The following is a 24186-nucleotide window of genomic DNA, read 5'->3' on the forward strand; positions in this document are numbered from 1 at the left end:
GTTTGAAGCGCGTAAGTTGGGTTTGATGTGGGTCAGTATCTGAGTTCGTGCCAGCCATAGACATGCTCACTGATCGCGGTGGTGCCAATCCGCTCTCGGCGTGTGGTGAGGATGTGGCCACCCGACTTTTCATCGAACGCGCACGCTCTTTCGTTCTGGGTCAGGACGCAGGCTGTGAAGGGTTGTCCGTTTGGTCCATATGCAGCCTTCAAAAGCCGGTGCCCGCTGCCGTGGGCGAGGCGGAGCAAATACATCGCGTAAAGTTCCTCGGGATAACCGCAAGCGCGCCATTCCTGCTCTCGCTGCGGGCCAAAGTGGGCAAAGCCGACATTGCCCAAAAGCCAGACACGTCCGAGATTTCCTGAGATGGCCTTGCGCCAGAAAGACGTACGTTTCGCGATGGTCTGGGCCGCAATGACTTCGGCGGGCAGCATTCCGGCATAGGTTTCCTGCCAGGCGGTCACATGGATATGCGCCAGCAGGGGGACATCATCTGTCGTTGCGGGTCTGGGGATCATCGATGTGATGCCATGCTTTCCAACGGACGCGGCCCAAGCTATCCAGACGCGATGACAGTGCAAGAGGCATATCAGGCGGCGGTGGCTGCAGGCAGTTTACGCGCGGATGACGCGCAAGTGGCCGTCTTGCCCGAACTGGAACGGGTACGCAGTGCACTGTCTGTTCCACCACCGCGCAAGGGCCTGTTTCGCAAGGCGCCGCCGCCGATCCCAGGCCTTTACATGTGGGGCGGAGTAGGTCGGGGCAAATCCATGTTGATGGATCTTCTGTTTGATCATGTCGATGCGCCGAAACAACGCCGACATTTTCACGCCTTTATGCAATGGGTTCATGCAGAAATGAATGCAGCACGTGCGCAGGGCGTTGATGACGCGATCGCGCCCGTGGCAGCCAAGCTTGCCGATGACATCCGGTTTTTGGCCTTCGACGAAATGCAGATCACTGACATCACCGATGCGATGATCGTGGGCCGTCTCTTTGAGGCGCTTTTTGCTGCGGGTGTCACCATCGTGAGCACATCGAACAGACCGCCTGATGATCTTTATAAGGACGGTCTGAACCGACAGCTTTTCCTGCCGTTCATTGATCTCTTGAAGGATCGCATGATTGTCCATGAACTGGTAAGCGACACGGATTATCGGCAGGACAGGCTTGCCGGAACGCCCAGCTATTTCACGCCCGTTGATCCAGCGGCGCGCCAAGCGATTTCCGATATCTGGGCGCGGCTCAGCAATGGGCAATCCGAGACGCTTGTCCTGAATGTCAATGGCCGCCAGGTCGAGTTGCCGCGGTTTCACAACGGGGTCGCTCGTGCGAAATTCTTTGATCTGTGTGGGCGGCCACTGGGGCCTGCGGATTACCTCGCATTGGCCCATGCGGTGCGGGTTCTGATCCTGGAAGACATTCCTGCGCTTTCTCGCAACAACTTCAATGAGGCAAAGCGGTTCGTCACGCTGATCGACGCGCTTTACGAAGGGAAGGTTCAGTTGATCGCCTCCGCAGCCGCACAGCCCGAGATGCTTTATGTCGAAGGCGAGGGCACGTTTGAGTTTGAACGCACCGCCAGCCGCCTGCGCGAGATGCAATCGGCGGATTGGGTCAGTTAGCCGTTGCATTTGTTCGGTCGCGGCTTAGGCTGACATCGGGCCTTAGTGTTCGGCCCGCCGCCCTCCGTTTCGGGAAGCAGTGAGCCTGCAGGACATGCCGCGATCATATCAACCACGCTGATACCGCACAAAAGGAGGGGCTGTGGCGCGATCATCAAGCGATGGATGTCAGATATGAAGTGCACTGCACCAATTCCCGTTCTCAAAAGCCGCGCCAAGGCGTTGGCCAAACGCGACAGGATCCCGTTGAGCGAAGCGCTCGACCAGGTTGCCCGGACCCAAGGCTTTTCGGCCTGGAGCCTGCTGGCCGCGCAGGAGGCGCAAAGTCGTCAGGACCAACTCCTTTCATGCCTCGCGCCCGGTGACCTAGTCCTGCTCGGCGCCCGCCCCGGCAAAGGCAAAACGCTTATGGGCCTGCAATTGATTGCTGATGCTGTAGCAAAAGGTGGCAGCGGTGTCTTCTTTACTCTGGAATATACGCAGACGGATGTCGTTGCGCGGTTGCGCCAGCTGGGCGTCGACCCGCAGGCGCTGGGCGACGCGTTTGGTTTGGATATCTCGGATGATATCTGCGCCGATTATGTGATCGAACGAGTGGCAGGGATGCCGCCCGGCGGCCTTGTGGTCATTGACTACATGCAGCTTCTGGATCAGCGAAGCGATCATCCCGATCTGGCACATCAAGTCACGGCGCTGCGAAACTGCGCACAACGACAGGGCCTGATCGTCGTGATGATCTCCCAGATCCGCCGCGACTACGATCCTGCCGTCAGGCCGATCCCCGAACTGTCGGACGTGCGTCTGCCCAATCCGCTTGACCTAAGCCTGTTCAGCAAGACCTGCTTTATCGGCGATGGCGGCGTAAACATAACGCCAGTGGCCGCTTAGAAGCGCTCGGCCCGGACGACTTGCGCATCGGTGATGCTGACCACGCCGATGTGCTTTTCGACCACGGCAAAGGCCGCGTCGAGCAGGCCGTCCAGCCGTTCTGGCTTGATCAGGCAGACGACAGCGACCATCCCGGCGCGGCCCACTTGACCTTCGCGGGTCCATTTGCCCGATCGGCCAGAGCCGCCGCGCACGGGCAAGATTGTGTAGCCAGTGACGCCCGCACTGGTCAGGGCGTCGGTCAAGCGACGTTCCAGCGGGGCCTCGATGACGATTTCAACGCGCTTGGCGGTGTGGGTTTCCATATCAGCCTCCGGCGAGTGATTGGGCGACCGCAAGATAAAGCGGGATACCCAAAGTCAGATTGAACGGGAATGTCACGCCCAGCGACAGGGTAAGGTAGACGGACGGGTTCGCCTCCGGCAGGGCCACACGCATCGCCGCAGGCACCGCGATATAGCTGGCCGAAGCGGAGAGGACCATCAAGAGGACGATACCACCCAGCGACAGACCGATCAGCATGCCGACGACGAGGCCAATCGAGGCGGAAATGAGCGGCATCAGGATGGCAAAGCCAACCGCGCCCAACCCCAACACGCCCCGTGATTGGCGCAATCCCCGCCCCGCAATCAGGCCCATATCCAACAGGAACAGACAGAGCACACCCTGGAAAGGTGCCACGATAAAGGCGCTGATATCTTCCAGACCTTCTTCGCCCGTAATGGCGCCGATGGCGAAAGAACCAACCAGCAATACAATGGAGCCGTTCAGCAAAAGCTCGCGGATCAGCCCCGGCTCCATCTTCGCGCCGCCACCGCTGCGCGCGACAAGCCAAAGGGCCGAAAGGATCGCGGGCGCCTCCATCACGGCGGCAACGGCAACCATATAGCCCTCGGCATCAATGAGCCGCCCTTGTAGAACAGAGGTGCCTGCCACGAAGGTCACGATACTGATCGAGCCGTAATGGGCCGCCACTGCGGCGGCATCAATATGCGACAGCCCCGTCATGATGCGTAAAAGTGCAAAAGCAATCAGCGGCAGGGCGAAAGACAGGACGAGCCCCGCAATGAGCGACAGGATCAGCGTCTGATCCAGCCCATTCGCACTGACCGCAACACCGCCCTTAAAGCCGATGGAAAACAACAGGTAGATCGACATCCCCTTGGCCACAGCCTCGGGGATTGTGAGGTCAGACCGGGCGAGGGCGGCAGCAAGGCCAAGCGCAAAGCTGAGGATAATGGGCGAAATCAGGTTCTCGCCCGCCAAGCTCAGGATTTCTGACATGAACGTCCCTCAGACCATTTTGGCGCGGTTTAATGCAATTGCCGCTGAATGCAAATGGTGGACACACCCCCCTCTCACTTCACCTGTACGTGGATCCATTTGGCAATGTCATCCAGTGCATCCGGAGCAAACGCGCGTCGGCCTGCGACCAGAAACAGGGCCTGACTGTAAGCAGGCCATTGATCAGCCAGTTGGTAGTTAAAGAAACGGGCGCGTAACAGACCGTGTGTTGCATCGGGGATAACGAGGCTTGATTGCATGTTTGGGTCCGGCAAAAGCGTGCGATATCTGGCCGCATCTGTCTGGGCGTCGACGTTCAGATCATCCGCGCCCCAAACAGCCAGGACCGGGCCGGTCATGGCCGCAATGTCGTCGGTTGCATCGGCCTGATGGTTGCGGGCGACGAAGGCAAAACGATCCGGCGTCATACCACGCAAATCCTCCGCGCCCGGCACATAGTCCTTTGCAAAGATGCGTGCGTCGCGTTCTGTGTTTGCGGCAATGGTTGCATCAATCTCATCCGCAGTGGCACCCTCAGCTTCCAGCCTTTTGCGGGTAAAGTATGAACCTTGTTCCTGCCAGTTCACTGCAGGTCCGATCAGCACCGCAAATGCGGGTGTCACCTCGTGTGTGGCTGCCGGGATGACCCAGCCTGCTTGAGAAAATCCCAGAAATCCGACTCGACTTGATGAGACATCATCGCGGTCGCGAATGATTTGCAGTGCAGTTATGGCTTCCGCCGAGCGATCAGGCATCGACTGATCTAGCCAATTGCCTTCGCTTTCACCAATTCCGGGCTTGTCCCACGTGAAAACGCCAATGCCCGCATCAAGCAACACATGGAATAGCGGCAGATACCCACCATCTGAAAACCGGTCCTGAGGGCCGTCGCCATGTACGATCACCGCAATTGGCGGATCAGCCACGCCAGTTGGTCGCAGCAATGTCCCCCGCAGCGTGTGCCCATCACTTTGAAACGCGATTTCTCTGCTTTCAAATTCGGCAAGGTCAAAATCATCAAGACCGGTAAGGACCGCCGCAAAAAAGGCAACAACAGCAAGCGCGCCAATAATCAGCCAGTGCCGCAAGCGCATTGTCTAGTGCCCAGAAAGCATGTTGGCCGTGCGGCAGCGGTTCACGGTGCCGTGGTGTGGCACGCCCTTTGTTGACCAATCCTTTGGAGCGGACGGTGAGTTCATCAGGGCTTGCTTTGATCGCATGATAGGCGCCTTCGTAGGGTGATTGAGACTGGTCTGGCAGGGGTGCCTTTGCACCATTCGTACATCTGGGTTCCCGACCAACTACGGGCAAGGATGGTTCGCATTTTCATGGAATTCGCGCGATTTTTTGGCGGCGCACTAAACGTTCTGGGAACCTTGATGGCTTAGGACCGCCCTCATGGACAATACAACTCCCTTCCTGGCACCCGTGCCCGATGCAGAATCCGACGTTATCGTGCTGCGCTGTTCGGATCATCTGCACTTTGATCCGACCGCATTGAATGCGCTTTTCGCCAAAAAGGGCTTCCACGCCGCTGAGGAGGTGGTGTGTCGCATCCTGGAGGATATCGCGATGCGCCTTGATATGCTGCAGGAAGGGCGCAGCGAAAGCCGGTTTGATCTGATGTTCAAACCTGCCCGTCGCATCCGGTCGGTGGCAGGCCAGATTGGCCTGATCGAGGTGGCTGCTGCCGCCGGTCACGTGGTGACTTGCCTGGAGCAGATGGACGGCGTCGCACTTGAGGCGACGATGGCTCGGCTTGAGCGTGGGTTTGACGTGGCCGTGTCAGAGATCTGGACCTATCGCGAGGTTTAGGACCTTGCAGCGCTTTCCTTGGCGGTTAGGGTGACGAGTAAATGACACGACCCAGGAACTCCGATGCTCCTTGCCTTTGCCGATGAGACCGATGACGCGATCCCACTTAATGTGATTTCGGCGGATGCCTTGGATAAGGCGCTCGACCGGCTGCCATCGTCCGCTCGGAACTGGGTCAAGGGGCAGGGGTTCTCGGCGGGTTTGGGTGAGTTCGTGTTGATCCCAGACGCGGAGGGTCAAGTCTCTGAAGGGTTGATCGGGTTTGGGACAGAAGCGAAGCGCGCGCGGGGGCGCTTTCATCTTGGCGCTGTCGCCAAGGCTTTGCCCAAGGGCACCTACCGCATCGCGAGCGGGCTGGAAGGCTCTGATCTGGAAGAGGCCGCGCTGGCTTGGCTGCTTGCCGGGTACTCCTTTGATCAATACCGGAAACCCGCGCAGCCGATTGCCGGACTGGTCGCGCCCGAAGGCGTCGATGCCGAGCGGTTGGCCATTATAGCAAACGGCGAGGCGCTGACGCGTGATCTGATCAACACGCCTGCATCGGATATGGGGCCGGATGAGTTGGAGCAGGCGGTGCGTCGCGTGGCCTCTGATCATGACGCGGCGATCAATGTGATCACGGGTGATGATCTGTTATCGTCAAATTTCCCGATGATCCACACTGTGGGTCGTGCAAGCACCCGCGCACCGCGTCTCTTGGACCTGCGCTGGGGGCAGGCGGGGCCGCAACTAACGCTTGTCGGCAAGGGCGTGTGCTTTGATACAGGCGGGCTGAACCTCAAACCCGGTTCATCAATGGCACTCATGAAAAAGGACATGGGCGGGGCGGCGACCGTACTGGGCCTTGCGCAGATGATCATGGCGCTGCGTCTGCCGCTGCGCTTACGCGTGCTGATCCCGGCGGTGGAAAACAGCATTGATGGCAACGCCTTCCGGCCGCAGGACATTCTGACATCGCGCAAGGGGCTGACGGTTGAGATCAACAATACCGACGCGGAGGGGCGGCTGGTGCTTGCCGACGCGCTGACGCTGTCGGATGAGGATGCGCCCGATCTCGTCATCTCGATGGCGACACTGACGGGTGCGGCACGGGTCGCGGTGGGCCCTGATCTGTCGCCGTTCTACACAGATAGCAACGATGACGCGGCAGCCTTGTCAAAGTCAGGTGATGCCGTGGCGGATCCGGTCTGGCGGATGCCGTTTCATACGCCCTACGAGGCGATGATCGAACCCGGCATTGCCGATCTGGATAATGCGCCCAAGGGTGGCTTTGCAGGCAGCATCACCGCCGCTCTGTTCCTGCGCCGCTTTGTCGAAAGCCGCTACGTTCACTTCGACATCTATGGATGGCAGCCGAGCGCCGCACCGTCCCGCCCCAAAGGCGGCGTTGGGATGGGCGCGCGTGCGATCCTGGAGGCACTGCCGGAGCTTTTGAACTTGTGAGCGACCGGCGTTTGACACCTGCCAATGGTCGCGTGGCGGCCATGCATCTGGCTGGGCAGGTGACGGCAGAGCGTTACGTGCAGGGCGAGGCCATGCGCCTACGCCGCCCTGTAACGGATCTTTGTGCCAGCCCCGGCGGTGCGCGGGACCGGCAATTGCTGCTTGGGGCTGCGGTGACGGTCTATGAAGACCGCGCGGGCTGGGCCTTCTTACAAGCTGCGGATGGTTATGTGGGATATGTCACCTCGGATGCGCTTGGCCCTGTCAAGACGATGACCCACCGGGTCGCCACCGCCGCCACCCATGCCTATGAAGCACCCGATTTCAAATCACCAGATCTGGAGTGGCTGCCCTTTGGTGCGCGGCTTTCCGTTGTGGATGAACGGCAGAAGTTCTTTGAAACGGATGCTGGCTTTGTGCCGAAAAAGCATCTGCGTCCGCTGGACCGCCCGTTCACCGACCCTGCCACCGTGGCGCAGCTCTTCTTTGGAGTCCCCTACCTTTGGGGCGGGAACTCCACGCGCGGTGTTGATTGTTCGGGTTTGATCGCGGCGAGCCTGAACGCCTGTGATATGGATTGCCCGGCGGATAGCGACATGCAGCGCGCGGCACTGGGTCACGATCTGACGGACCCTTTGCAGCGCGGCGATCTGATCTTTTGGGAGGGGCATGTGGGGATGATGGTGGATGCAGAGACGATGATCCACGCGAATGCACATCACATGGCGACCACCTATGAGCCGATTGAACAGGCCATTGCAAGGATTGCGGCGCAGGGAGATGGGCCGGTATTGGCGCGAAAGCGGCTTTAGTCGACCGCGCGGATCAGCTTGCGTTCCAAGACCCGCAGCACCTGCCGCAGGTCGTTCCCGCGTTTCAGGATCTGCCCATCCATCCCGATCACCGCATATTGGCCTTGCCGCAGCCGCAGCTTCGGGCGTTTCTCAATACGATAAAGCGGATGCTCCGCAGTGCGGCGAAAGACCGAAAAGACCGCCACGTCCCGCAGATGCGACATCCCATAGTCCCGCCATTCGCCCGCCGCGACCATCCGGCCATACAAACCGAGAATCACGTTAAGCTCATTGCGTTGGAATGCGACTTGCTTGGGGGATTGAAACGGCGAAGGGGTATGTAACGTCATGCAACGACAGTTGCGGCCTATCCCTTAAAAATCAAGCATTCTTCGCGCGCCGCCACGTTTATGCCACGAAATCACCATTGACGCGCCGCAGCACTTACCAACTGGGAACACATCTGAGCGGAATAGTCAGGGCATAGCGAAAAGCTTACCCCGATGTTACGGTCAATAGCCCCCACCCAGTTCGTGACATCGGGGACCTTTCCCCAAAAAGCCGTCAGACCGCCGGTGTGCTCAGCCGCACGAGACTTCGATCACCTTTTCATCGTTACTGATCCCGAAGTTTATCCTTTCGGGCAGAAAATCCATCGTGACCATGTCACCCGGCCGGATCACACGCACCGGCCCAAGGATCAGCACGCGTTCAAGCGCGGTGACATCCTGGCCAATCAGAGCGCCATACTCACGGGCGCCACAGGTGTCTTCCAATGTGGGCGGCAAGGGCTCCGATGCAGGCGCGCACGCCGCCAGCAACAGCAGTAGGGAAATGCGTTTCATAGGCCCATTCTGGTGACAAGCGCCGGTGATTGGCAAGCCTGCACAAACTGTATGGTTGAAATCTGCCAACCTTTGTCTGATCGTCAGACAAAAGTATGGGAGGAATGATGATGCGCACACGTGCAGCGGTTGCTTTGGAGGCGGGGAAGCCGCTTGAAGTGATGGAGGTGAACCTCGACGGCCCCAAAGCGGGCGAGGTTCTGGTCGAGATCAAGGCGACGGGCATCTGTCATACCGATGAATTTACGCTGTCCGGTGCGGACCCCGAAGGCATGTTCCCCGCGATTCTTGGCCACGAAGGGGCGGGTGTTGTTGTCGAAGTGGGCGAAGGTGTGACCAGTCTGGAGCCTGGCGATCACGTCATCCCGCTTTACACGCCTGAATGTCGGGAGTGTGAATACTGCCTGAACCCCAAGACAAATCTTTGCCAGAAAATCCGCAGCACCCAGGGGCAGGGTGTGATGCCCGATGGGACGAGCCGGTTCTCGATGCTCGATGGCACACCGATCCTGCATTACATGGGCTGTTCAACTTTCTCGAACCACACGGTTCTGCCTGAGATTGCCCTGGCCAAGGTGCGCAAGGACGCGCCTTTTGACAAGATTTGCTATATCGGCTGCGGTGTGACTACGGGCATTGGCGCGGTCATCAACACCGCGAAGGTTGAGATTGGGTCGCGCGCCATCGTGTTCGGCCTCGGGGGCATCGGGCTGAACGTGATCCAGGGATTGCGGCTGGCCGGTGCGGACCAGATCGTGGGGGTCGACCTGAACCCTGGCAAGGTCGCGATGGCCGAGCATTTCGGGATGACCGATTTCGTGAACCCCAAGGATGTGACCGGCGATATGGTCGCGCATCTGGTCGAACTGACCGGTGGCGGTGCCGACTACACCTTTGACGCAACCGGCAATGTCGAGGTGATGCGCACAGCATTGGAAGCCGCGCATAAGGGCTGGGGCGAAAGCATTATCATTGGCGTGGCTCCCGCTGGCGCGGAAATCTCCACGCGGCCCTTCCAACTGGTCACCGGGCGCAGCTGGCGCGGGACGGCCTTTGGCGGTGCGTCGGGCCGAACGGATGTGCCCAAGATCGTGGATTGGTACGTGCAGGGTAAGATCGAGATTGATCCGATGATCACCCACACGCTCAGCCTTGATGACATCAACAAGGGCTTTGATCTGATGCATGAAGGCAAGTCTATCCGGGCCGTCGTCGAGTTTTGAAGACTAGCCCGCTTGATGCATTGACCCGGTCACTGGCCGGGTCTTTTGCGTTTTGCGGAATTGCCGTGGCGCGGGCCGATGCGCGGCATCTGTCATTGGCCACCGCACCGGGGATCAACGCGAATGAAGACACGATGTTCCGTGTCGCCTCAATCTCAAAGCTGGTGGTGGGGCAGGCTGTTGCGGCGCGTGTGAAGTCGCGAGATGTGAGCTGGGACACTGACATTTCGAAGGTTCTGGGATGGCCCTTACGCCATCCGGACGCCCCGGATGTGCCGGTAACCATTGGCATGGTGACAAGCCATGCGAGCGGGTTGAGCGATGATGCGGGATATGTCTTGCCGCCCGATGTGACATTGCGGGACTGGTGCACGTCAAAGCCTGTCTTTGCCGCAATGCCTGGCAGCCGGTTTGACTATGCCAATCTGAACTACGTCGTTTTGGCGACTGCCCTTGAAGCTCTGGCGGGTCAGGCCTTCCCCGATGCCATCGCGGCTCATCTGCCGCAACCGGGCGGATTCAACTGGTGCAATGTGTCGGATGTCGCGGCCAGGAACAGGTTGCCGACATTTCGATCTGATGAGGGCGTGTTCCTGCCGCAGATTGACATTGAAATCGCCCCGATCAGACCTGCAAAGAATGTCGGAGCATTCTCACCCCAAGGGGGGTTACGCATTTCACTGAACGGGATGCTGCATCTGGCGGAGAGCCTTCGCGGGTCGGATGCCACGCCGCTTTGGGACCCAGCGATGGGTGAGACCCATGATCCGGACGGTGTTTTTGAGGCTTATGGTCCCGGCCTGCAAATCTTTGATGACCCCTGGTTTTACCCACGCCCGCTCGTCGGCCATTTCGGCAATGCGTATGGGTTCAAAGGGGGTGTCTGGTACGATCAGGCGCGCGACCTCAGCTTTGCCTACGCGCTCAACGGTTTTCCGATGGGTGACGAAAGCGATGCCTTTGCGAAGGAGGAGTTGCAGATTTTCGAGGCGGTTTCAGACCTTTAGGTCCCGTAGCGCGCCATGAACATGTCGACGGCGCCGTTCACCACGCGCTCTTTTTCTTCATGGGTGAAGTCTTCGACAATGTTGAACACTAGCTTGGGGAAAAGATCCGCCTTGCTGAGTTCGTGAAACTGCTCTGCCGCCAGTTCAAAATCATCGATCTTCAGATCGCCCCGCGCCACGCCCTTTTCGAAGAAATCGATGAGCTTTGCGCGGATCATCACGGGGCCACTTTCGTAGAACTCGCGGCCGAGTTCGGGAAAACGGTCACTTTCGCCGACGCAAATCCGGAAGATCTGCTTGCCGAATTGCGACGTCATGAAATCGACCATTTCGGTCGCGATGTCGTGGAGCACCTGACGGATCGGGGCATCCATATCGATATTTTCAATGGCCAGATCGGCCTGGCGTTGGCACTCGGTCTTGGCCACCTGCATGAACAGGAACCGCTTGTCAGGGAAGTAGCTGTAAAGCGTGGCTTTTGAGACGCCAGCAGCGCGGGCGATGTCGTCCACCGATGCACCCTCAAACCCGTCCGACAAAAAGACCGTTCGGGCGCCGTCCAGCACCTGATCAAACTTCCGTCCTTTTTTGGGTTCGATCGTTCCGTCCGGCATGGCGTCCTCCCGCTTTAGAGTAATTATAAACTGACCAGTTCATTTTGAGCAAGGAGATTGCGGGAATGAGGCCCCGCCCCATGCGAGGCCTCGTCAATCTGCGCTTACTTTGAAGGGGTCACACAAACGTCGCCTTGCAGTGTTTTAAGATCCGCGCAGCCTTGCGTGGTCTCTGGCGCGGGCTGGGTCGGGAAGCTGAGCCGCGGTAGTTCGAATTGTAGGGACATTGCGGAGGCAGATCCCGCAAACCCGACGAGAGCCACAGCGGAGAGTGCAAAAAGCGTGCGTTTCATGACGATTTTCCTTTGCCAAATCTCTAGGTATGAAAATAACTAAACAGTTCAGTTTAGAAATCAAGGAAAAAGTGAACTGACGAGTTCAGTTTTTTGGAAATGCACTGGTTGCACCACCCTGTCAGATGATCGCAAGCGGTTCCGTACCAACAACGTCATAGAGACGGATGACTAAAAACACGGCTCTGATGCTGGAGCATGCAGAAACAATTGGCAGCTAACCGAACAAGTTCATATTCGTCCGTCGATCCGACCTTCTTGTCCATTTGGAGGAGAGTAGCGACAGGTCCGTTGCAGATACGCCGCGACGAGGTGTCGACATCGGTCGAGTTCGTGCCACTCGATCATTGGGATAACCCCTCATGGGTCAATCCGGCGCCACCATTTCTCGCGCCTGCCACCGTGTATGCGAAGGGCTGGTGTCGCTAAACGTCCCGCACCATCGTCGTCGCTGCGCTAAAGCCAAAGACATGGCGCAAGAGGCCCAATTCATGGGTCGCCACCTCCTCAAACCCCTCATGCAGGTAAAGCGCGCGGGCGCGCGGATTTGTGTCGATCACGTCCAACCGGACCTGACGATAGCCGCGCTGCTTCGCTTCTTTGCAGATCGCATCAATCAACGCGGTGCCGACACCCCGACCCCGCGCCTCTGGGGCGACAAAAATCCCGTCCATCAGAAAGCGTTCATTCTCCGTATCACGCTCAAGCGCGGCCAGCAGCAGGATGCGGATCGATGCGCCCACCCAGCCGTAGACCCGGCGCAGATCGGTGAAATCGCCGCCGACCAGTGCGCCCTGCGCGGTTTTGAAACCCGCCACGCCCAAAAGCCGCCCGCGTTCGTCATGGGCGCAAATGCCGTGGTCACCACGCAGAACGCTCGTGATGAAGATGAGCGCGCGGTATTTGGGGCCTAGAACGAAGCCAAGTTTTTCGCCAAAAGCCTCCCAATAAAGGGCGGCGACTTCGGCCCTGTTGGCCTCGGGGATACCTGTCGTGATCTTCATGGCTCGAAACTGTAGAAAGGGATGTAAGTGACGGGATCACCGAGGGCGATGGTTTGCGCAGGGTCGTCCAATGCGACAAGCCCGGTTGCCCAGCTGAGCCCTGAAATGCGGCCTGATCCTTCGGAGGTGAAAATCTCGACCTTGCCGTCCGTGATGCGCGCCCGTAGATATTCACGACGCCCCGCTTTCTTGGATTTCGAAAAGGCGGCGGGCAGTTGGTAGGATTGCGGCTCTGTCCAGCTTCCACCTGCGAGGACACGCAGGGCGGGTCGCGCGAATATGAGTGCGCAGACCATCGCGGCCACCGGGTTGCCTGGCAGTCCGAAAACGGGTGTGTTGTTCCACAGCCCTAAGGCGAGCGGGCGCCCCGGCTTGACCGCAATCCGCCAGAGCGCGAATGATCCGGTACCTTCCAGCAACGCCGACATATGATCCTCATCCCCCGCTGACGCGCCGCCGGAGGAAAGGATCACATCGCAATCCGCTGCCCCCTTATCGAGGATCGCGCGCAACTTGGCGCGGTCATCTGGCGCGCGGCCAAGATCAACAACCGTGTAATCCCAGTGCTTGATCAGGGCTGAAAGCATGGGCCGGTTGGCGTCGTAGATCTGTCCTGCATCCGCAGGCGCGCCGGGGTCCCGTAGCTCGTCACCGGTGGACAAGACGCCGACACGCAGGCGCTGCCGTACCGCAACACGGCCAATGCCAGCGGCGGCCATCGTGCCAAGGTCAGCAGGGCTGAGCCGGCGTTCGCTTGTCAGGATGGTTTGACCCGCAACCATATCCTCGCCCTCCTTACGGGCATTCGCCCCTTTCTTCAGGGGACCGTGGAACGCGATTTCAGATGGGGTAGCAGTGACGTCCTCTTGCAGAATGACCGTATCGACGCCCACCGGCAGGTTGGCGCCAGTGAGGATGCGGATGGCGCTACCTTGAGGGACGCTAGCCGGGTACGGAGCACCGGCCGCGGCGCGCCCCGGGATGAGAGGCATGCGTTGCACACCAGCCTCCGCCGGTCCTGCAAATCCATATCCATCAACGGCAGCATTTGGTGCAGGCGGATGGGCGCGCGCGGCTTGTACATCTTGCGCCAGAAACCGGCCTGCGGCCAGCGCGATGGGCAGGTTTTCGACGCCGGTCACCGGGCGCAGTTGTGCCCTCAGATGTGCGAGCGCCTCGTCGACCGGGGTCCAATGCGCGCCTTGCGGCATGGCAAAGCAATCGTTTTTGAGTGGCGGCGGCGTCGCTGGCGCCATCGCGACCTCTTCCAGCAATCTGACTTGGTCCAGCCCCAGAATTGATCCTTCCGTAGTGCAGGGCACATCGAGCATCGCTTCGAGTCGCGCGGGGGGCAGTCGTGATAGTGTCTGCGCCAAAAGGGCCACCTGATGCGCGTCCTTGATCTGGCCTTCCGGCATCGTTGCGGTCACGGCTTTCGCGATCAGAGAGGGCCAGATCTCGACAATCGCAATCGGGGCATCAGGCGCCTCAAACGGCCAGACGCGCAGGGCCCTGCCAAATTCCGCACGGAGCCGGGCGAGCATGGGTAGCCCCATGATCACCTGCGATCCAACCGCGCCGGCACCGGCAAGCTGCCAGACGGGGAACGCCCCCTTAGCCTCTTGTTCGGCGACCCGCTTTTCAGGTAGGCCATGGCCGCTGCGATCGTTACCCTTGCGGGGCAGGTGGGGCACATCCTGTTTGCGTCCATTGCCCCAGAAAGGCCCGATGCCGGGGAACATCGCGTTGATCTCGCCTGCCAGATCAAAGCGGTTGTTGGTATCGGGCGCATCCTTGACCCGCTGCGCGAACCAGTCCCACACGGCAAAGGGATCATCGCTACCGGTCAGCGCCTTACCGAACCCAACAGGATAGCCAAAGGCGAAATCAAACCCGGCGAGCACGCGATGCCCGGCATCTACTTCCTCGGCAAGGAACGCCTTAATCCATTCCTCGGCCAATTGACGATTGCGCAGATATATCGGCGCATCGGTCACCCCGTCACGCGCCGCGCAGACCCAAATCGCGTCCTTCTTCGGGGTTGGTCCGCGATCATTCCCGCCGGACCAATCGACCATCAGAAAGGTGTCAAAACTCACAGGCCAACCTCGGCAAGGATGAAATCGGCGATGGCCTTTGTGTCGTTGAGGTCAAAGACGGGGCGGTCGAGGTCGATGGCCGTGTCACTTGCCATCGCGCGCACGGTCGGGTCGTTATGGGCGAGGATCGGGTTTTTGGTTTCGGCGCGATAGGCCTCGACCTTGGGGTGAGTGTCGCGCTTGTAGCCTTCGACGAGGATCAGGTCGACCGGGTCGAGCTTTGTCAGAAGGTCGGCCAGTGGCGGCTCGTCCGCCTCGCGCAGTTCAGTCATCAACGCCCAACGCGCGCGTGAGGCGAGCAGGACCTGGTGCGCACCCGCCTGCCTGTGGCGATAGCTGTCCTTGCCGGGATGATCGACATCGAAAGTGTGATGCGCGTGTTTGAGCGTTGAGACGCTGAAGCCACGCCCGGTGATCTCGCTCACCAGCCGTTCCATCAGCCCGGTCTTTCCGGCGTTCTTATAGCCGACGATGCCATAAAGCTTCATAACATCGCTTCCGCTGTGGCTAGATCGTCGGGCGTGTTGACGTTGAAAAAGGCCGCATCGTCGGGGAACTCGGCCATGGCGCAGCCATGCTTGTCGGTCCAAAGGATCACCTTGCGCAATCCATCCGTGAGTGCCGCGCGCAGATCGTCGCGCAAGGCGGTGGGCCAGAGCCCGAAGGTCGGATGCCGCCCACCCGGGGTCGCCGCGAGGGCGATCTGGGTGCCGTTTTTCTCGGCGGCCAGCATCAGTCGCGGGACGAGGTCGCACGGAAAAAAGGGCGTGTCGGCGGCGCCGGTCACAATGTGACTGGCCCCTTGATCCGCCGCCCAGTCGAGACCCGCCAGCACGCCAGACAACGGCCCCGCAAAGCCGGGAATGCTGTCAGCGATCACCGGCAGCCCCAGATGTGCGAACCGTTGCGGGTCACCATTGGCATTGAGCGCAAGTGCTGCAACCTGCGGTTCCAGACGGTCGATGACGCGCTGCAGTATCGTGCTGTCGCCCAAGTCCAGCAGGCCCTTGTCACCGCCGCCCATGCGCGTTGCCTGACCGCCTGCGAGTATCACGCCAAGGGGCTGGGTCATGAAGCCTCTTTCCAGGCGCGAAGTTTAGCTTCTGCGGCTTGCGGATCATCCAACGCTGTGCGTGGGATTGTAAAGACCAGCCCGGCGACACCGATGATTAGCCCGGTCTTGCCGAGCCCGATTTTGTCGACAGCCGCCCAATTGGTTTGCCATTGGCTGTGCGCATTGCGGATGACCATGCCGGTCTCATCGAATTCTGCAGTCTGCGTTCCGCTGCAGTAGGTCGACGTCGCCGCCTGACGCGCTAGCCTGCGGATGGGCCAGTTCTGCACGGCGATAAAGAAGACGATGGCCAGCACGGTACCGACCCAGACATAAGGCAATGCGGTCTCTGCGGTGCCGGTGGCGCGCAAGGCGATGGCAAAGTAAAGCCCGGCACCCCCTAGCCCGACCAGCAACGTGACAAGCAATGCCGCAGCGTTTTGCAACATGCGGTAGGGGCCGAGCATCCAGGCTCCGGCGACCCGGATCCCCTCTGCAATCGCGGGCGCAGAGGCCTGATAGGTCACGCTGATCCTGTCGGTCATACCGATCCTTTTCTGCCCATCTTCCGGGGCTCGTCGGCCACCAGCGCCGGGTCAGCATCCCGCAAAAGGCGTTCTTCACCGGACAGACACACAAAGCGCTGCCCCTTCATGCGCCCGATCAGGGTCAGCCCCACTTGCTGGGCGATCTCGACCCCCCAAGCGGTAAAGCCTGACCGGGATGCGAGCACCGGAATGCCCATCAGAGCGGTCTTGATCACCATCTCGGAGGTCAGGCGCCCAGTTGTGTAAAGGATCTTGTCCGCAGCAGCGACACCTTCCGACAGCATCCAGCCTGCGATCTTGTCGACAGCATTATGCCGGCCCACATCCTCCATATAGACAAGCGGACGATCCGCCTGGCACAGCACCGTGCCATGGATTGCGCCCGCCTCAAGATAAAGCGACGGGGTGCGGTTGATCTTGGAAGCCAGCGCATAAAGGTCAGAGGTTTTCACCTGCAGCTTGGGCAGGACCACATCCTCCAACCCTTCCATCATGTCGCCAAAAACGGTGCCAACCGCACATCCGCTTGTGCGGGTCTTCTTCTTCAACTTGTCTTCGTAGCTCGTCTGGGCCTCGGTGCGGACAACAACCGTTTCCAGTTCGTCATCATAATCGACACCCTTGATCACCTCACCCTCGCGCAACATGCCCTGATTGCGCAAGAACCCCAGGGCTAGATATTCCGGGTAGTCGCCGATGGTCATTGCCGTGACGATTTCTTGGGCATTGAGAAAGATGGTCAGCGGGCGTTCCTCAACCACATTGAGGTCAATTTGCGCGCCATTTTGATCCGTACCGGTGACCGCACGGGTCAGTCGGCGGGCCTGCGGTGCGGGCGCGATCAGATAGTCCGACATGTCATCAATGCGCGCCAATTGTCATTCCCGTATTGCGCCGTTAAGCCTGTCACGACGGCCTCAAGCTAGGGCAAAGCCATGACAACTTCTACCGTCAAAACGCAGACCAGCGCGCCCTATTGGGCGGGCTTTCGGGATGGGCTGCCCTTCATCCTGATGGCGGCACCGTTCGCGATGGTCTTTGGCGTGATCGCCACCGATGCCGGGCTGACTTTGGCGCAAGGCATGGGGTTCAGCGTTCTAGTGATTGCGGGCGCGTCTCAATTCGCTGCGCTGCAGATGATGATCGAAAATGCGAGCATCGCATTTGTGCTTTTGGCCGCTTTGGCCGTCAACTTGCGGATGGCGATGTATTCTGCGGCGCTCGTGCCTTATCTGGGTGCGGCACCCTTATGGAAACGCGTACTCGTCGCCTATCTCAACTTTGACCAGACCTATATCGTCTCGGTCGCACGTTACGAGAAAAGACCAGAGATGAGCGTGGCTGAACGGGTCGCGTACTTCTTTGGCGTCGCAACGCCTATCGTGCCGTTTTGGGTCGGCATGACGATGGTGGGGATGCTTGCAGGGGCGGCGATCCCCGAGGCATGGGCGCTGGATTTCATCATGCCGATCATGTTCCTGGCGATGGTCGCACCGATGGTCAAATCGCTTGCCCATGTTGCCGCGACCTGCGTTTCGATTAGCGTCGCGCTTGCTCTGGTTGGTTTGCCATCAGGTACGGGTCTGCTGATCGCAGCGGGTGCCGCGATGCTGACTGGCGCCTTGGTTGAGATGTGGATGGAAGGGCGGCGGAAATGACTTACAGCGATGCCCAAATCTGGACGATCATCGCGATCCTTGGTGTTGGCACCTTTCTGATCCGCTTTTCCTTTCTTGGCCTCATCGGGGATAGACCAATGCCCAGCTTTGTGCTGCGGCTCTTGCGATTTACCCCGGTTGCCGTGCTGCCGGGTATGGTGGCCCCTCTGGTCGTTTGGCCACCCGCGACGAGTGGTGCGCTTGATCCGATCCGCCTTTGCGCGGCCATTGTGACGGTGGCAGTCGGTATCTGGACGCGCAACGTGCTGTGGGCGATCGTGGCTGGCGCACTTACGCTCTATGGCGCGATGGGCCTTACTCTTCTGCTCTGAGCGTGGCGTTGATCTGGCGGGCGGCGACGCGTTTATCATCGTCGTCGTTTTCGCGATACTCTGTGGTTTCTACACCCGGTAGTCGACCAAAATCCTCATCAAGTGCGCCAGGCCACCAGGTTTGTCGTACGCCTTCGAATCCCGGCAACTGGCGCACGATACGCGATGTATAGCGGGCGCAGTTCGCTTGCCCGACCGGCCCCGCTACTAATGCAAGGTTCAAAGCTCTTTCCGCGACTTCGGGTGCAACAGGGACTTTGCGACCGACAACGTAATACGTGATCCGTGCGTGAAAGCTGACGTAGTAATCTTCCATCCGGGGGCTGGCCCCGAACAGGACGTCGTTGCGTTCGGGCATCTGATCTTGCTTCCAGGCACCTGCGGGGTCGAAGATCACGCGTTGGCTTGCGTTGATTAACAGCGCCGAATGCTCACCACCGTCCGAGCGCACGTTTCTCATCGTGTAGAGTGTGAGATGTTTTGGGCCAGGATCGCGATAGATCGCCCTTTCGATCACATCATCAGGCGCCCATGCCGGTTGGCCCGTGCAACCCGCCAGGGCCAGCGGCATGCCGATCAAAAAACCACGACGATCCATCGGGATGACTAGGCGGCGATAAGGGCCAGGAAGATCAGAAACACCAAAATGCCAATTGTGGCCTTGGTGGTCATGTTCATGAAGCCAGCGAATGTTTTCTCCTGTGTTGAGATGTCCATTTCGCCGTGTTTATGCTCTGCCATCTGATGGCTCCTCGTACGCTTTCCTCAAGTGCGGTCTAGACGATTCATTTCGCCCTGTCACGCGGTCAGGTGGTCACATCTTCGTCCCGTTCCAGCCCCTTGGCGAGGCGAAAGCCGATTCGGTTCGCTTCGGGCTGATCGATATGCTTTGGACTTGCCACCAATGTGACGTTCATTTGGCTGACATGCTGGATCAGCTGGGTTTTGGCACCGGCCCCGTTGATCCCGTAATAGGTGACAATATCGGGATCGAAATAGCCCAGGCCCTCAATCCGGATCACGCCAGCCTCACCACCGGCCAGACCCATGCCCACCTCGTGGTCATTATCGAGCTGTTTCTCGAAATTCTGGATATACATGATGATCCGCTCATAGGCCCATTGGGCTGGGCTTTTTTGCGCCACAGGTTCCGACAGCGCTTGCGGGAGTTTTGATGTATCGGGGCAGTGGACATTTGGATCGGTGTGGATTTCCTGCGTCCGGGGCAGAACCGCGTTCTCCATCTGCTCTGCCGAGGTGTCGATACGCATTTGAGGTGGATTGTTTTCGGTCATAGGGGCACCGCCGTTGTCTCTTTGATCTCTTCCATAACGAAACTTGCCGAAATGTCCGAGACCGAAATCCGTGATGTGAGCCTTTTGTAGAACGCGTCATAGGCAGGCACATCCGCCACGCGCACCCGCAACATGTAATCCAGATCACCAGTCATGCGATAGGCGCCGACGATTTCGGGAAAACTCTGCAGTGTCGTCTGGAACTTCTTCATCCAGGCGGCGTCATGGGCATTGGTGCGGATCAGCACGATCGCAGTCAGTGGCACACCGACGCTTGCGGGATCGATGAGCGCGACACGACCCTTGATGATACCCACCTGTTCCATGGCCTTGATCCGGCGCCAGCACGCATTGCGAGACAGATGAACCTCGCCGCTGATGTCATCGACGGAAAGGCTTGCATCCTTTTGCAGCAAACGGAGGATAGTGCGGTCTATTTGATCTAACTCATGTCCCATTAATGGGACAGCATCCCACAGTTTTCAGAAAACGCAATCACGAGTGGGATGTTTGTGCGCGACGTGCCGCATAGCCTGACTGGAAAGCGAGCAGAGGAAAGGGCCACCATGTCAGACGCAGATACCGCAGCCAAACAGCGGGGCATCATTACCACCCTTTTCCTTGATCACCCTGCAAACGTGAATGAAAGCTACTTTGGCCATATGCGGTTTGCACTGGGGTTTGCCTTCTGGCTTGGGGTTGCGGCTCTTGCTGCCTTGGTGCACGCCCTCGTCCCTGCGTTGTGCGAAACCACAGCAAGCCGCATCCTCAAACGTCTTCATGCCCGGATTGAGAACCGTCACTGATGTGTCGGATAGCTGCCTATACCGGTCCCGCCATTCCGCTGGAAAACATCATCATCCGCCCGGCACATTCGCTGCTGCAGCAAAGCCAGCACGCGAGCGAGGCGAAGCTGGCCGTGAACGGCGATGGATTTGGCATTGCATGGTATGGCGCGGATGAGAAACCCGGTCTTTACCGTGACGTTTTGCCCGCCTGGGCCGACGACAACCTGACCAATCTGTGCCGCATGGTGCATGCACAGCACTTCATTGCCCATATCCGTGCCTCGACCGTGGGCGAGACGAACCGCGCGAACTGCCATCCCTTCACGCATGGGCGCTGGTCGTTTTGCCATAACGGGCAAATCCCGCATTTTCGCGCCATCCGGCGGCGCCTGGCCACCGCTTTGCCGGATGATCTTTACGATGCAAGACGCGGCACGACCGACAGTGAGATGGTGTTTTTATTGCTTTTATCCCACTGGCTGGATGCAGACCCGCTGGCCGCGATTGACGCAACACTGACCGAGATTGGACCAGCCGCTGATGCGGGGCCTATCAAGCTGACATGTGTCTTTTCCGATGGCGCTACGCTCTACGGCTTTCGCTATGCGTCCTCTGGCCCGGCGCCGACGCTTTATGCGTCCGGCGTGCTGGACAATGGCGGTCGCGCGCTTGCCTCTGAACCTTTGTGTGGGCGGGCATCGCATTGGACGCTCTTGCCGCAAAATACGTTATGTGCGTTGACCGCGACGGAGTTGAGCCAAACGCCTTTCAACGGCGAAGTGGATCAGGTGGCCTGATAAACCCACGCGCCCGCATCATTCAGCTCGCGGCGCACTTGATCCGTCTGATACAGGTGATTGACATGGGCCACCGCCTCGACCAAGGCCAGCCCATATTCGCCGCCCGAGATCTCGCGTTTGAAGAGCGGCGGAAAGCATTCTCCGGCGGTATGCGGTGTCTTCAGGAAGTCCAGCAGGCGCGCCAAGGCGCCGTGATGGTTGGCGATCATCTGCGTCAGCCGTAGGGGCAGGCCGGTATAGGGCAGTTTGTGCCCGCCAAGGACCAGCTGATCATCACGGGCTGAAGCCTGAAACGTCGCACAGGATGCGAGCCATTCGGCCACCGGATCAGCCTCTGGTTCGGTCGGGTACACGCCCAGATTGGGGCTGATCGACGGCAAGAGCTGATCGCCACCGATGACAAGCGCGTCATCGCGGCTCCAAAACGTGGCGTGCTCCGGGGCGTGGCCGTGACCCATGCGGATGTCCCAAACCCGGCCACCTATCGTGATCGTTTGCCCGTCCTGCAGTCGAGCATAGCCCTGCGGAAGCGGGGCCACGCAATCAGCAAAGTTGAACGGCCGCTCTTCCTTGCGTTTGGCGAAAATCGTCGGGTCCATGCCTGCGCGGGTGTAGAATGTCAGTGCCTCGGGAGAGGGGACCTCTTGCACGTCCAGCGTCAGCATGCGCGCCATCAGCCAGCCGGTGCGCGGCATGCAGAGTTCGGCCCCATTTTCAATGAACCAGCCCGCCAGCCCCACATGATCGGGGTGGTGGTGGGTGACGACAACGCGGGCCACCGGCTTACCTGCCAAGGGACCCGTCAAAAGTGTCTGCCAGATGCCGCGCCCGCGTTTTGAAGCAAAGCCGGTGTCGATGATCGTCCAACCGTCACCATCGTCCAGCGCATAGACATTCACATGATCCAGCGCCATGGGCAGTGGCAGGCGCATCCACAAAACGCCTGGCGCAACCTCAATCGCCTCGCCTTCTAAAGGAGCGTCCGGGAAAGGGTACCGGATGCCGCCCTCCCCATCCGCCATCAGGCGGCCAGGTCTTCGGCGGTGATCGCCATCAGATCGTCGGCACCTTCGCGCGTATGAGCCAATAGCCCCACATGCTCTGGCAGAAGGCGCTTGATATAGAATGTGGCGAGCTTCAGCCGCGCCTCATCGCCCTTTATCGCCGCCATCAAATGCACATGGCCGCCCAACACGCGCGCGAAGGCGCGGAGATAGGGGACGGCCCCGGCGAAGCGGTCGTTCAGATTGTCTTGCGCCACCAGCCATTCGGTGGCTTCGCGCAATGTCTCGGCAGCTTGCCAGACGGCCTCAGCCAAATCTGGATGCTTTGCCTTCGCGGCTTCGGCGCCCTGTTCGATTTCCTCAAGCAGGCGGAACGCGGCCTCACCGCCATCCATCAGCTTGCGCGCGACAAGGTCCATCGCCTGAATGCCGTTGGTCCCCTCGTAAATGGCCGTCACGCGGACGTCGCGGGCATATTGGGCAGCGCCTGTTTCTTCGATAAAGCCCATGCCACCATGGATCTGAATGCCCGTCGCTGCCGATTCCATACCCACATCCGTGCCAAAGGCCTTGCAGATGGGCGTCAGGAACGCGGCGCGGGCCTGCCATCCGGCATCGTCCGTGGCGGTGGCCATATCGATGGCCACGGCATTCATCAGGGAGATGGCGCGGGCGGTGAAAACCTCGGCCTTCATGGTCGTCAGCATGCGGCGCACATCCGCATGTTCGATGATCGTACCGGTGCCGGGCGCCTTGCCCTGTTTGCGGTCCTGCGCATAGGCGAGCGCGTGCTGCATCGCGGCCTCGGCCACGCCGATGCCCTGCACGCCGACGCCCAGCCGGGCATTGTTCATCATCGTGAACATCGCAGCCATACCGCCATGTTCGGGGCCAACAAGCCAGCCCTTGGCGCCCGCATATTCCATGACCGCGGTCGGAGAGCCGTGCAGGCCCATCTTGTGTTCCAGGCTCACCACACGCAGATCGTTCTTTGCCCCGGGATTGCCATCGGCGTCAGGGATGAACTTGGGCACCATGAAAAGGCTGATACCCTTCGTGCCGGGCACGCCGTCGGGCAGACGGGCGAGCACCAGATGGCAGATATTCTCGGTAAAGTCACTGTCGGCCCAAGAGATGTAAATCTTCTGCCCCGTGATCGCGTAAGAGCCGTCACCATTCGGTTCGGCCTTGGATCGCAATGCACCAACATCCGACCCGGCCTGCGGCTCGGTCAGGTTCATCGTGCCGGACCACTCACCCGAAATGAGCTTGGGCAGATAGGTCGCCTTGATCTCGTCAGAGGCATGGTGTTCGAGCGCCTCGATCTGGCCTTGCGTCATCAAGGGGTTCAATTGCAACGACAGACAAGCGCTCGCGATCATCTCGTTCACGCTGGTGGTCAGGGTCATGGGCAGGCCCATGCCGCCATTGTCGGGATGCGCCGACATGCCGACCCAGCCACCCTCTGCAATCGCGCGGTAGCCATCCGCAAATCCGGGCGAGGTCCGCACGACACCGTTTTCCAGATGCGCCGGGTGCAGGTCGCCCGCACGGTTGAGCGGTGCCAGCACCTCTTCACACATCTTGCCCGCTTCGGTCAGGATGGCGTCGACCATATCGGGTGTCGCTTCGGCGAAACGTTCGGTTGCGGCGACATCTGAAAAGCCCACAACATGATCCATCAAAAAGCGGAAATCGCTTACCGGGGCACGATAGGGCATTGTCATCTCTCCAAATTTTGCAACAGCTTGGCAAAGACCACGCGTGAGTCTA

31 protein-coding genes are annotated in these 24186 nt (G+C 59.6%); 11 read left to right on the top strand and 20 right to left on the bottom strand.

All coding sequences use genetic code 11. The annotated features are described in order from the left end of the window. Positions 1-32: 32 nt before the first annotated feature. Positions 33-518 (bottom strand): hypothetical protein, encoded by a 486-nt coding sequence (locus SLH47_RS10475; RefSeq protein ID WP_320239440.1) that lies wholly within the window; start codon positions 516-518, stop codon positions 33-35. Between the two features lie 51 nt (positions 519-569). On the opposite strand from SLH47_RS10475, the gene zapE reads away from it, so the two are divergent. Together zapE and SLH47_RS10485 are read left to right on the top strand one after the other, a co-directional pair. Further along, entirely contained in the window at positions 570-1625 is a 1056-nt protein-coding gene (gene zapE / locus SLH47_RS10480) for a cell division protein ZapE (protein WP_320239441.1), read from the top strand. Positions 1626-1799: 174 nt separating this feature from the next. Then, positions 1800-2513: a DNA helicase gene (locus SLH47_RS10485; RefSeq protein ID WP_320239442.1), complete on the top strand. Its 714-nt coding sequence runs from the start codon at positions 1800-1802 to the stop codon at positions 2511-2513. Here the strand turns inward: SLH47_RS10485 and SLH47_RS10490 are convergent. From SLH47_RS10490 to SLH47_RS10500, 3 genes are all read right to left on the bottom strand, one after another. After that, positions 2510-2818 (bottom strand): DUF3240 family protein, encoded by a 309-nt coding sequence (locus SLH47_RS10490; RefSeq protein ID WP_320239443.1) that lies wholly within the window; start codon positions 2816-2818, stop codon positions 2510-2512. The two genes, SLH47_RS10485 and SLH47_RS10490, sit on opposite strands and share 4 nt — an antisense overlap. A gap of 1 nt (position 2819) precedes the next feature. Further along, positions 2820-3797: a sodium-dependent bicarbonate transport family permease gene (locus tag SLH47_RS10495; protein WP_320239444.1), complete on the bottom strand. Its 978-nt coding sequence runs from the start codon at positions 3795-3797 to the stop codon at positions 2820-2822. 74 nt (positions 3798-3871) lie between these two features. Then, on the bottom strand, positions 3872-4891 hold the full coding sequence (locus tag SLH47_RS10500) for an alpha/beta hydrolase family protein (protein WP_320239445.1): 1020 nt from the start codon (positions 4889-4891) through the stop codon (positions 3872-3874). Positions 4892-5195: 304 nt separating this feature from the next. Here SLH47_RS10500 and SLH47_RS10505 point away from each other — a divergent pair, with 304 nt between their 5' ends. From SLH47_RS10505 to SLH47_RS10515, 3 genes are all read left to right on the top strand, one after another. Beyond that, complete coding sequence (locus tag SLH47_RS10505; RefSeq protein ID WP_320239446.1) at positions 5196-5612, top strand: hypothetical protein; 417 nt, start codon at positions 5196-5198, stop codon at positions 5610-5612. A gap of 63 nt (positions 5613-5675) precedes the next feature. Next, positions 5676-7055, top strand: coding sequence for a leucyl aminopeptidase family protein (locus SLH47_RS10510; protein WP_320239447.1), 1380 nt, complete (start codon positions 5676-5678; stop codon positions 7053-7055). Continuing rightward, the gene (locus tag SLH47_RS10515; protein WP_320239448.1) at positions 7052-7867 is read left to right on the top strand and encodes a C40 family peptidase; all 816 of its coding nucleotides are present in this window, start codon (positions 7052-7054) and stop codon (positions 7865-7867) included. The genes SLH47_RS10510 and SLH47_RS10515 overlap by 4 nt, the downstream gene beginning before the upstream one ends. On the opposite strand, the gene SLH47_RS10520 is transcribed toward SLH47_RS10515, so the two are convergent. Together SLH47_RS10520 and SLH47_RS10525 are read right to left on the bottom strand one after the other, a co-directional pair. Further along, entirely contained in the window at positions 7864-8199 is a 336-nt protein-coding gene (locus SLH47_RS10520) for a DUF2794 domain-containing protein (RefSeq protein ID WP_320239449.1), read from the bottom strand. The genes SLH47_RS10515 and SLH47_RS10520 overlap by 4 nt on opposite strands. 231 nt (positions 8200-8430) lie before the next feature. Further along, on the bottom strand, positions 8431-8694 hold the full coding sequence (locus SLH47_RS10525) for an I78 family peptidase inhibitor (RefSeq protein WP_320239450.1): 264 nt from the start codon (positions 8692-8694) through the stop codon (positions 8431-8433). Positions 8695-8804: 110 nt separating this feature from the next. Between SLH47_RS10525 and SLH47_RS10530 the strand changes: the two genes are divergently transcribed. Both SLH47_RS10530 and SLH47_RS10535 read left to right on the top strand, forming a co-directional pair. Beyond that, the gene (locus SLH47_RS10530; protein ID WP_320239451.1) at positions 8805-9917 is read left to right on the top strand and encodes an S-(hydroxymethyl)glutathione dehydrogenase/class III alcohol dehydrogenase; all 1113 of its coding nucleotides are present in this window, start codon (positions 8805-8807) and stop codon (positions 9915-9917) included. A gap of 20 nt (positions 9918-9937) precedes the next feature. Further along, on the top strand, positions 9938-10924 hold the full coding sequence (locus SLH47_RS10535) for a serine hydrolase domain-containing protein (RefSeq protein ID WP_320239452.1): 987 nt from the start codon (positions 9938-9940) through the stop codon (positions 10922-10924). Here the strand turns inward: SLH47_RS10535 and SLH47_RS10540 are convergent. From SLH47_RS10540 to fdhD, 8 genes are all read right to left on the bottom strand, one after another. Further along, complete coding sequence (locus tag SLH47_RS10540; protein ID WP_320239453.1) at positions 10921-11538, bottom strand: TetR/AcrR family transcriptional regulator; 618 nt, start codon at positions 11536-11538, stop codon at positions 10921-10923. The genes SLH47_RS10535 and SLH47_RS10540 overlap by 4 nt on opposite strands. A 104-nt stretch (positions 11539-11642) precedes the next feature. Continuing rightward, positions 11643-11831 carry a hypothetical protein gene (locus SLH47_RS10545; protein WP_320239454.1) on the bottom strand — a complete coding sequence of 63 codons (189 nt, stop codon included), beginning with the start codon at positions 11829-11831 and terminating at the stop codon, positions 11643-11645. Positions 11832-12256: 425 nt separating this feature from the next. Next, on the bottom strand, positions 12257-12835 hold the full coding sequence (locus SLH47_RS10550) for a GNAT family N-acetyltransferase (protein WP_320239455.1): 579 nt from the start codon (positions 12833-12835) through the stop codon (positions 12257-12259). After that, a complete protein-coding gene (glp, locus tag SLH47_RS10555; RefSeq protein ID WP_320239524.1) occupies positions 12832-14913 on the bottom strand; it encodes a gephyrin-like molybdotransferase Glp in 2082 nt (693 codons plus the stop codon). Before glp ends, SLH47_RS10550 begins: the two co-directional genes overlap by 4 nt. A gap of 17 nt (positions 14914-14930) precedes the next feature. Then, on the bottom strand, positions 14931-15422 hold the full coding sequence (gene mobB, locus SLH47_RS10560) for a molybdopterin-guanine dinucleotide biosynthesis protein B (protein ID WP_320239456.1): 492 nt from the start codon (positions 15420-15422) through the stop codon (positions 14931-14933). Further along, the gene (gene mobA / locus SLH47_RS10565) at positions 15419-16006 is read right to left on the bottom strand and encodes a molybdenum cofactor guanylyltransferase MobA (RefSeq protein WP_320239457.1); all 588 of its coding nucleotides are present in this window, start codon (positions 16004-16006) and stop codon (positions 15419-15421) included. Before mobA ends, mobB begins: the two co-directional genes overlap by 4 nt. Beyond that, positions 16003-16533, bottom strand: coding sequence for a hypothetical protein (locus tag SLH47_RS10570; protein ID WP_320239458.1), 531 nt, complete (start codon positions 16531-16533; stop codon positions 16003-16005). The genes mobA and SLH47_RS10570 overlap by 4 nt, the downstream gene beginning before the upstream one ends. Then, entirely contained in the window at positions 16530-17393 is an 864-nt protein-coding gene (gene fdhD, locus SLH47_RS10575) for a formate dehydrogenase accessory sulfurtransferase FdhD (RefSeq protein WP_320239525.1), read from the bottom strand. Before fdhD ends, SLH47_RS10570 begins: the two co-directional genes overlap by 4 nt. 78 nt (positions 17394-17471) lie before the next feature. Between fdhD and SLH47_RS10580 the strand changes: the two genes are divergently transcribed. Beyond that, entirely contained in the window at positions 17472-18194 is a 723-nt protein-coding gene (locus SLH47_RS10580; protein ID WP_320239459.1) for an AzlC family ABC transporter permease, read from the top strand. Next, complete coding sequence (locus tag SLH47_RS10585; protein WP_320239460.1) at positions 18191-18526, top strand: AzlD domain-containing protein; 336 nt, start codon at positions 18191-18193, stop codon at positions 18524-18526. Before SLH47_RS10580 ends, SLH47_RS10585 begins: the two co-directional genes overlap by 4 nt. On the opposite strand, the gene SLH47_RS10590 is transcribed toward SLH47_RS10585, so the two are convergent. From SLH47_RS10590 to SLH47_RS10605, 4 genes are all read right to left on the bottom strand, one after another. Further along, positions 18510-19124: a hypothetical protein gene (locus SLH47_RS10590; RefSeq protein ID WP_320239461.1), complete on the bottom strand. Its 615-nt coding sequence runs from the start codon at positions 19122-19124 to the stop codon at positions 18510-18512. The two genes, SLH47_RS10585 and SLH47_RS10590, sit on opposite strands and share 17 nt — an antisense overlap. Positions 19125-19132: 8 nt before the next feature. Further along, positions 19133-19267, bottom strand: coding sequence for an aa3-type cytochrome c oxidase subunit IV (locus SLH47_RS10595; protein WP_320239462.1), 135 nt, complete (start codon positions 19265-19267; stop codon positions 19133-19135). 65 nt (positions 19268-19332) lie between these two features. Further along, positions 19333-19821 (bottom strand): DUF6173 family protein, encoded by a 489-nt coding sequence (locus tag SLH47_RS10600; RefSeq protein WP_320239463.1) that lies wholly within the window; start codon positions 19819-19821, stop codon positions 19333-19335. Then, complete coding sequence (locus tag SLH47_RS10605) at positions 19818-20279, bottom strand: Lrp/AsnC family transcriptional regulator (protein WP_320239464.1); 462 nt, start codon at positions 20277-20279, stop codon at positions 19818-19820. The genes SLH47_RS10600 and SLH47_RS10605 overlap by 4 nt, the downstream gene beginning before the upstream one ends. Positions 20280-20387: 108 nt before the next feature. On the opposite strand from SLH47_RS10605, the gene SLH47_RS10610 reads away from it, so the two are divergent. After that, the gene (locus SLH47_RS10610) at positions 20388-20627 is read left to right on the top strand and encodes a DUF6356 family protein (RefSeq protein ID WP_320239465.1); all 240 of its coding nucleotides are present in this window, start codon (positions 20388-20390) and stop codon (positions 20625-20627) included. Further along, positions 20627-21406, top strand: a complete 780-nt coding sequence (locus SLH47_RS10615) for a class II glutamine amidotransferase (protein ID WP_320239466.1) — start codon at positions 20627-20629, stop codon at positions 21404-21406. Before SLH47_RS10610 ends, SLH47_RS10615 begins: the two co-directional genes overlap by 1 nt. Here the strand turns inward: SLH47_RS10615 and SLH47_RS10620 are convergent. Beyond that, entirely contained in the window at positions 21394-22431 is a 1038-nt protein-coding gene (locus SLH47_RS10620) for an MBL fold metallo-hydrolase (RefSeq protein WP_320239467.1), read from the bottom strand. The genes SLH47_RS10615 and SLH47_RS10620 overlap by 13 nt on opposite strands. Continuing rightward, a complete protein-coding gene (locus SLH47_RS10625; protein ID WP_320239468.1) occupies positions 22431-24134 on the bottom strand; it encodes an acyl-CoA dehydrogenase in 1704 nt (567 codons plus the stop codon). Before SLH47_RS10625 ends, SLH47_RS10620 begins: the two co-directional genes overlap by 1 nt. Positions 24135-24186 lie beyond the last annotated feature (52 nt).

The sequence above is a fragment of the Cognatiyoonia sp. IB215182 genome (genome assembly GCF_033963905.1).
Classification (GTDB): Bacteria; Pseudomonadota; Alphaproteobacteria; order Rhodobacterales; family Rhodobacteraceae; genus Yoonia.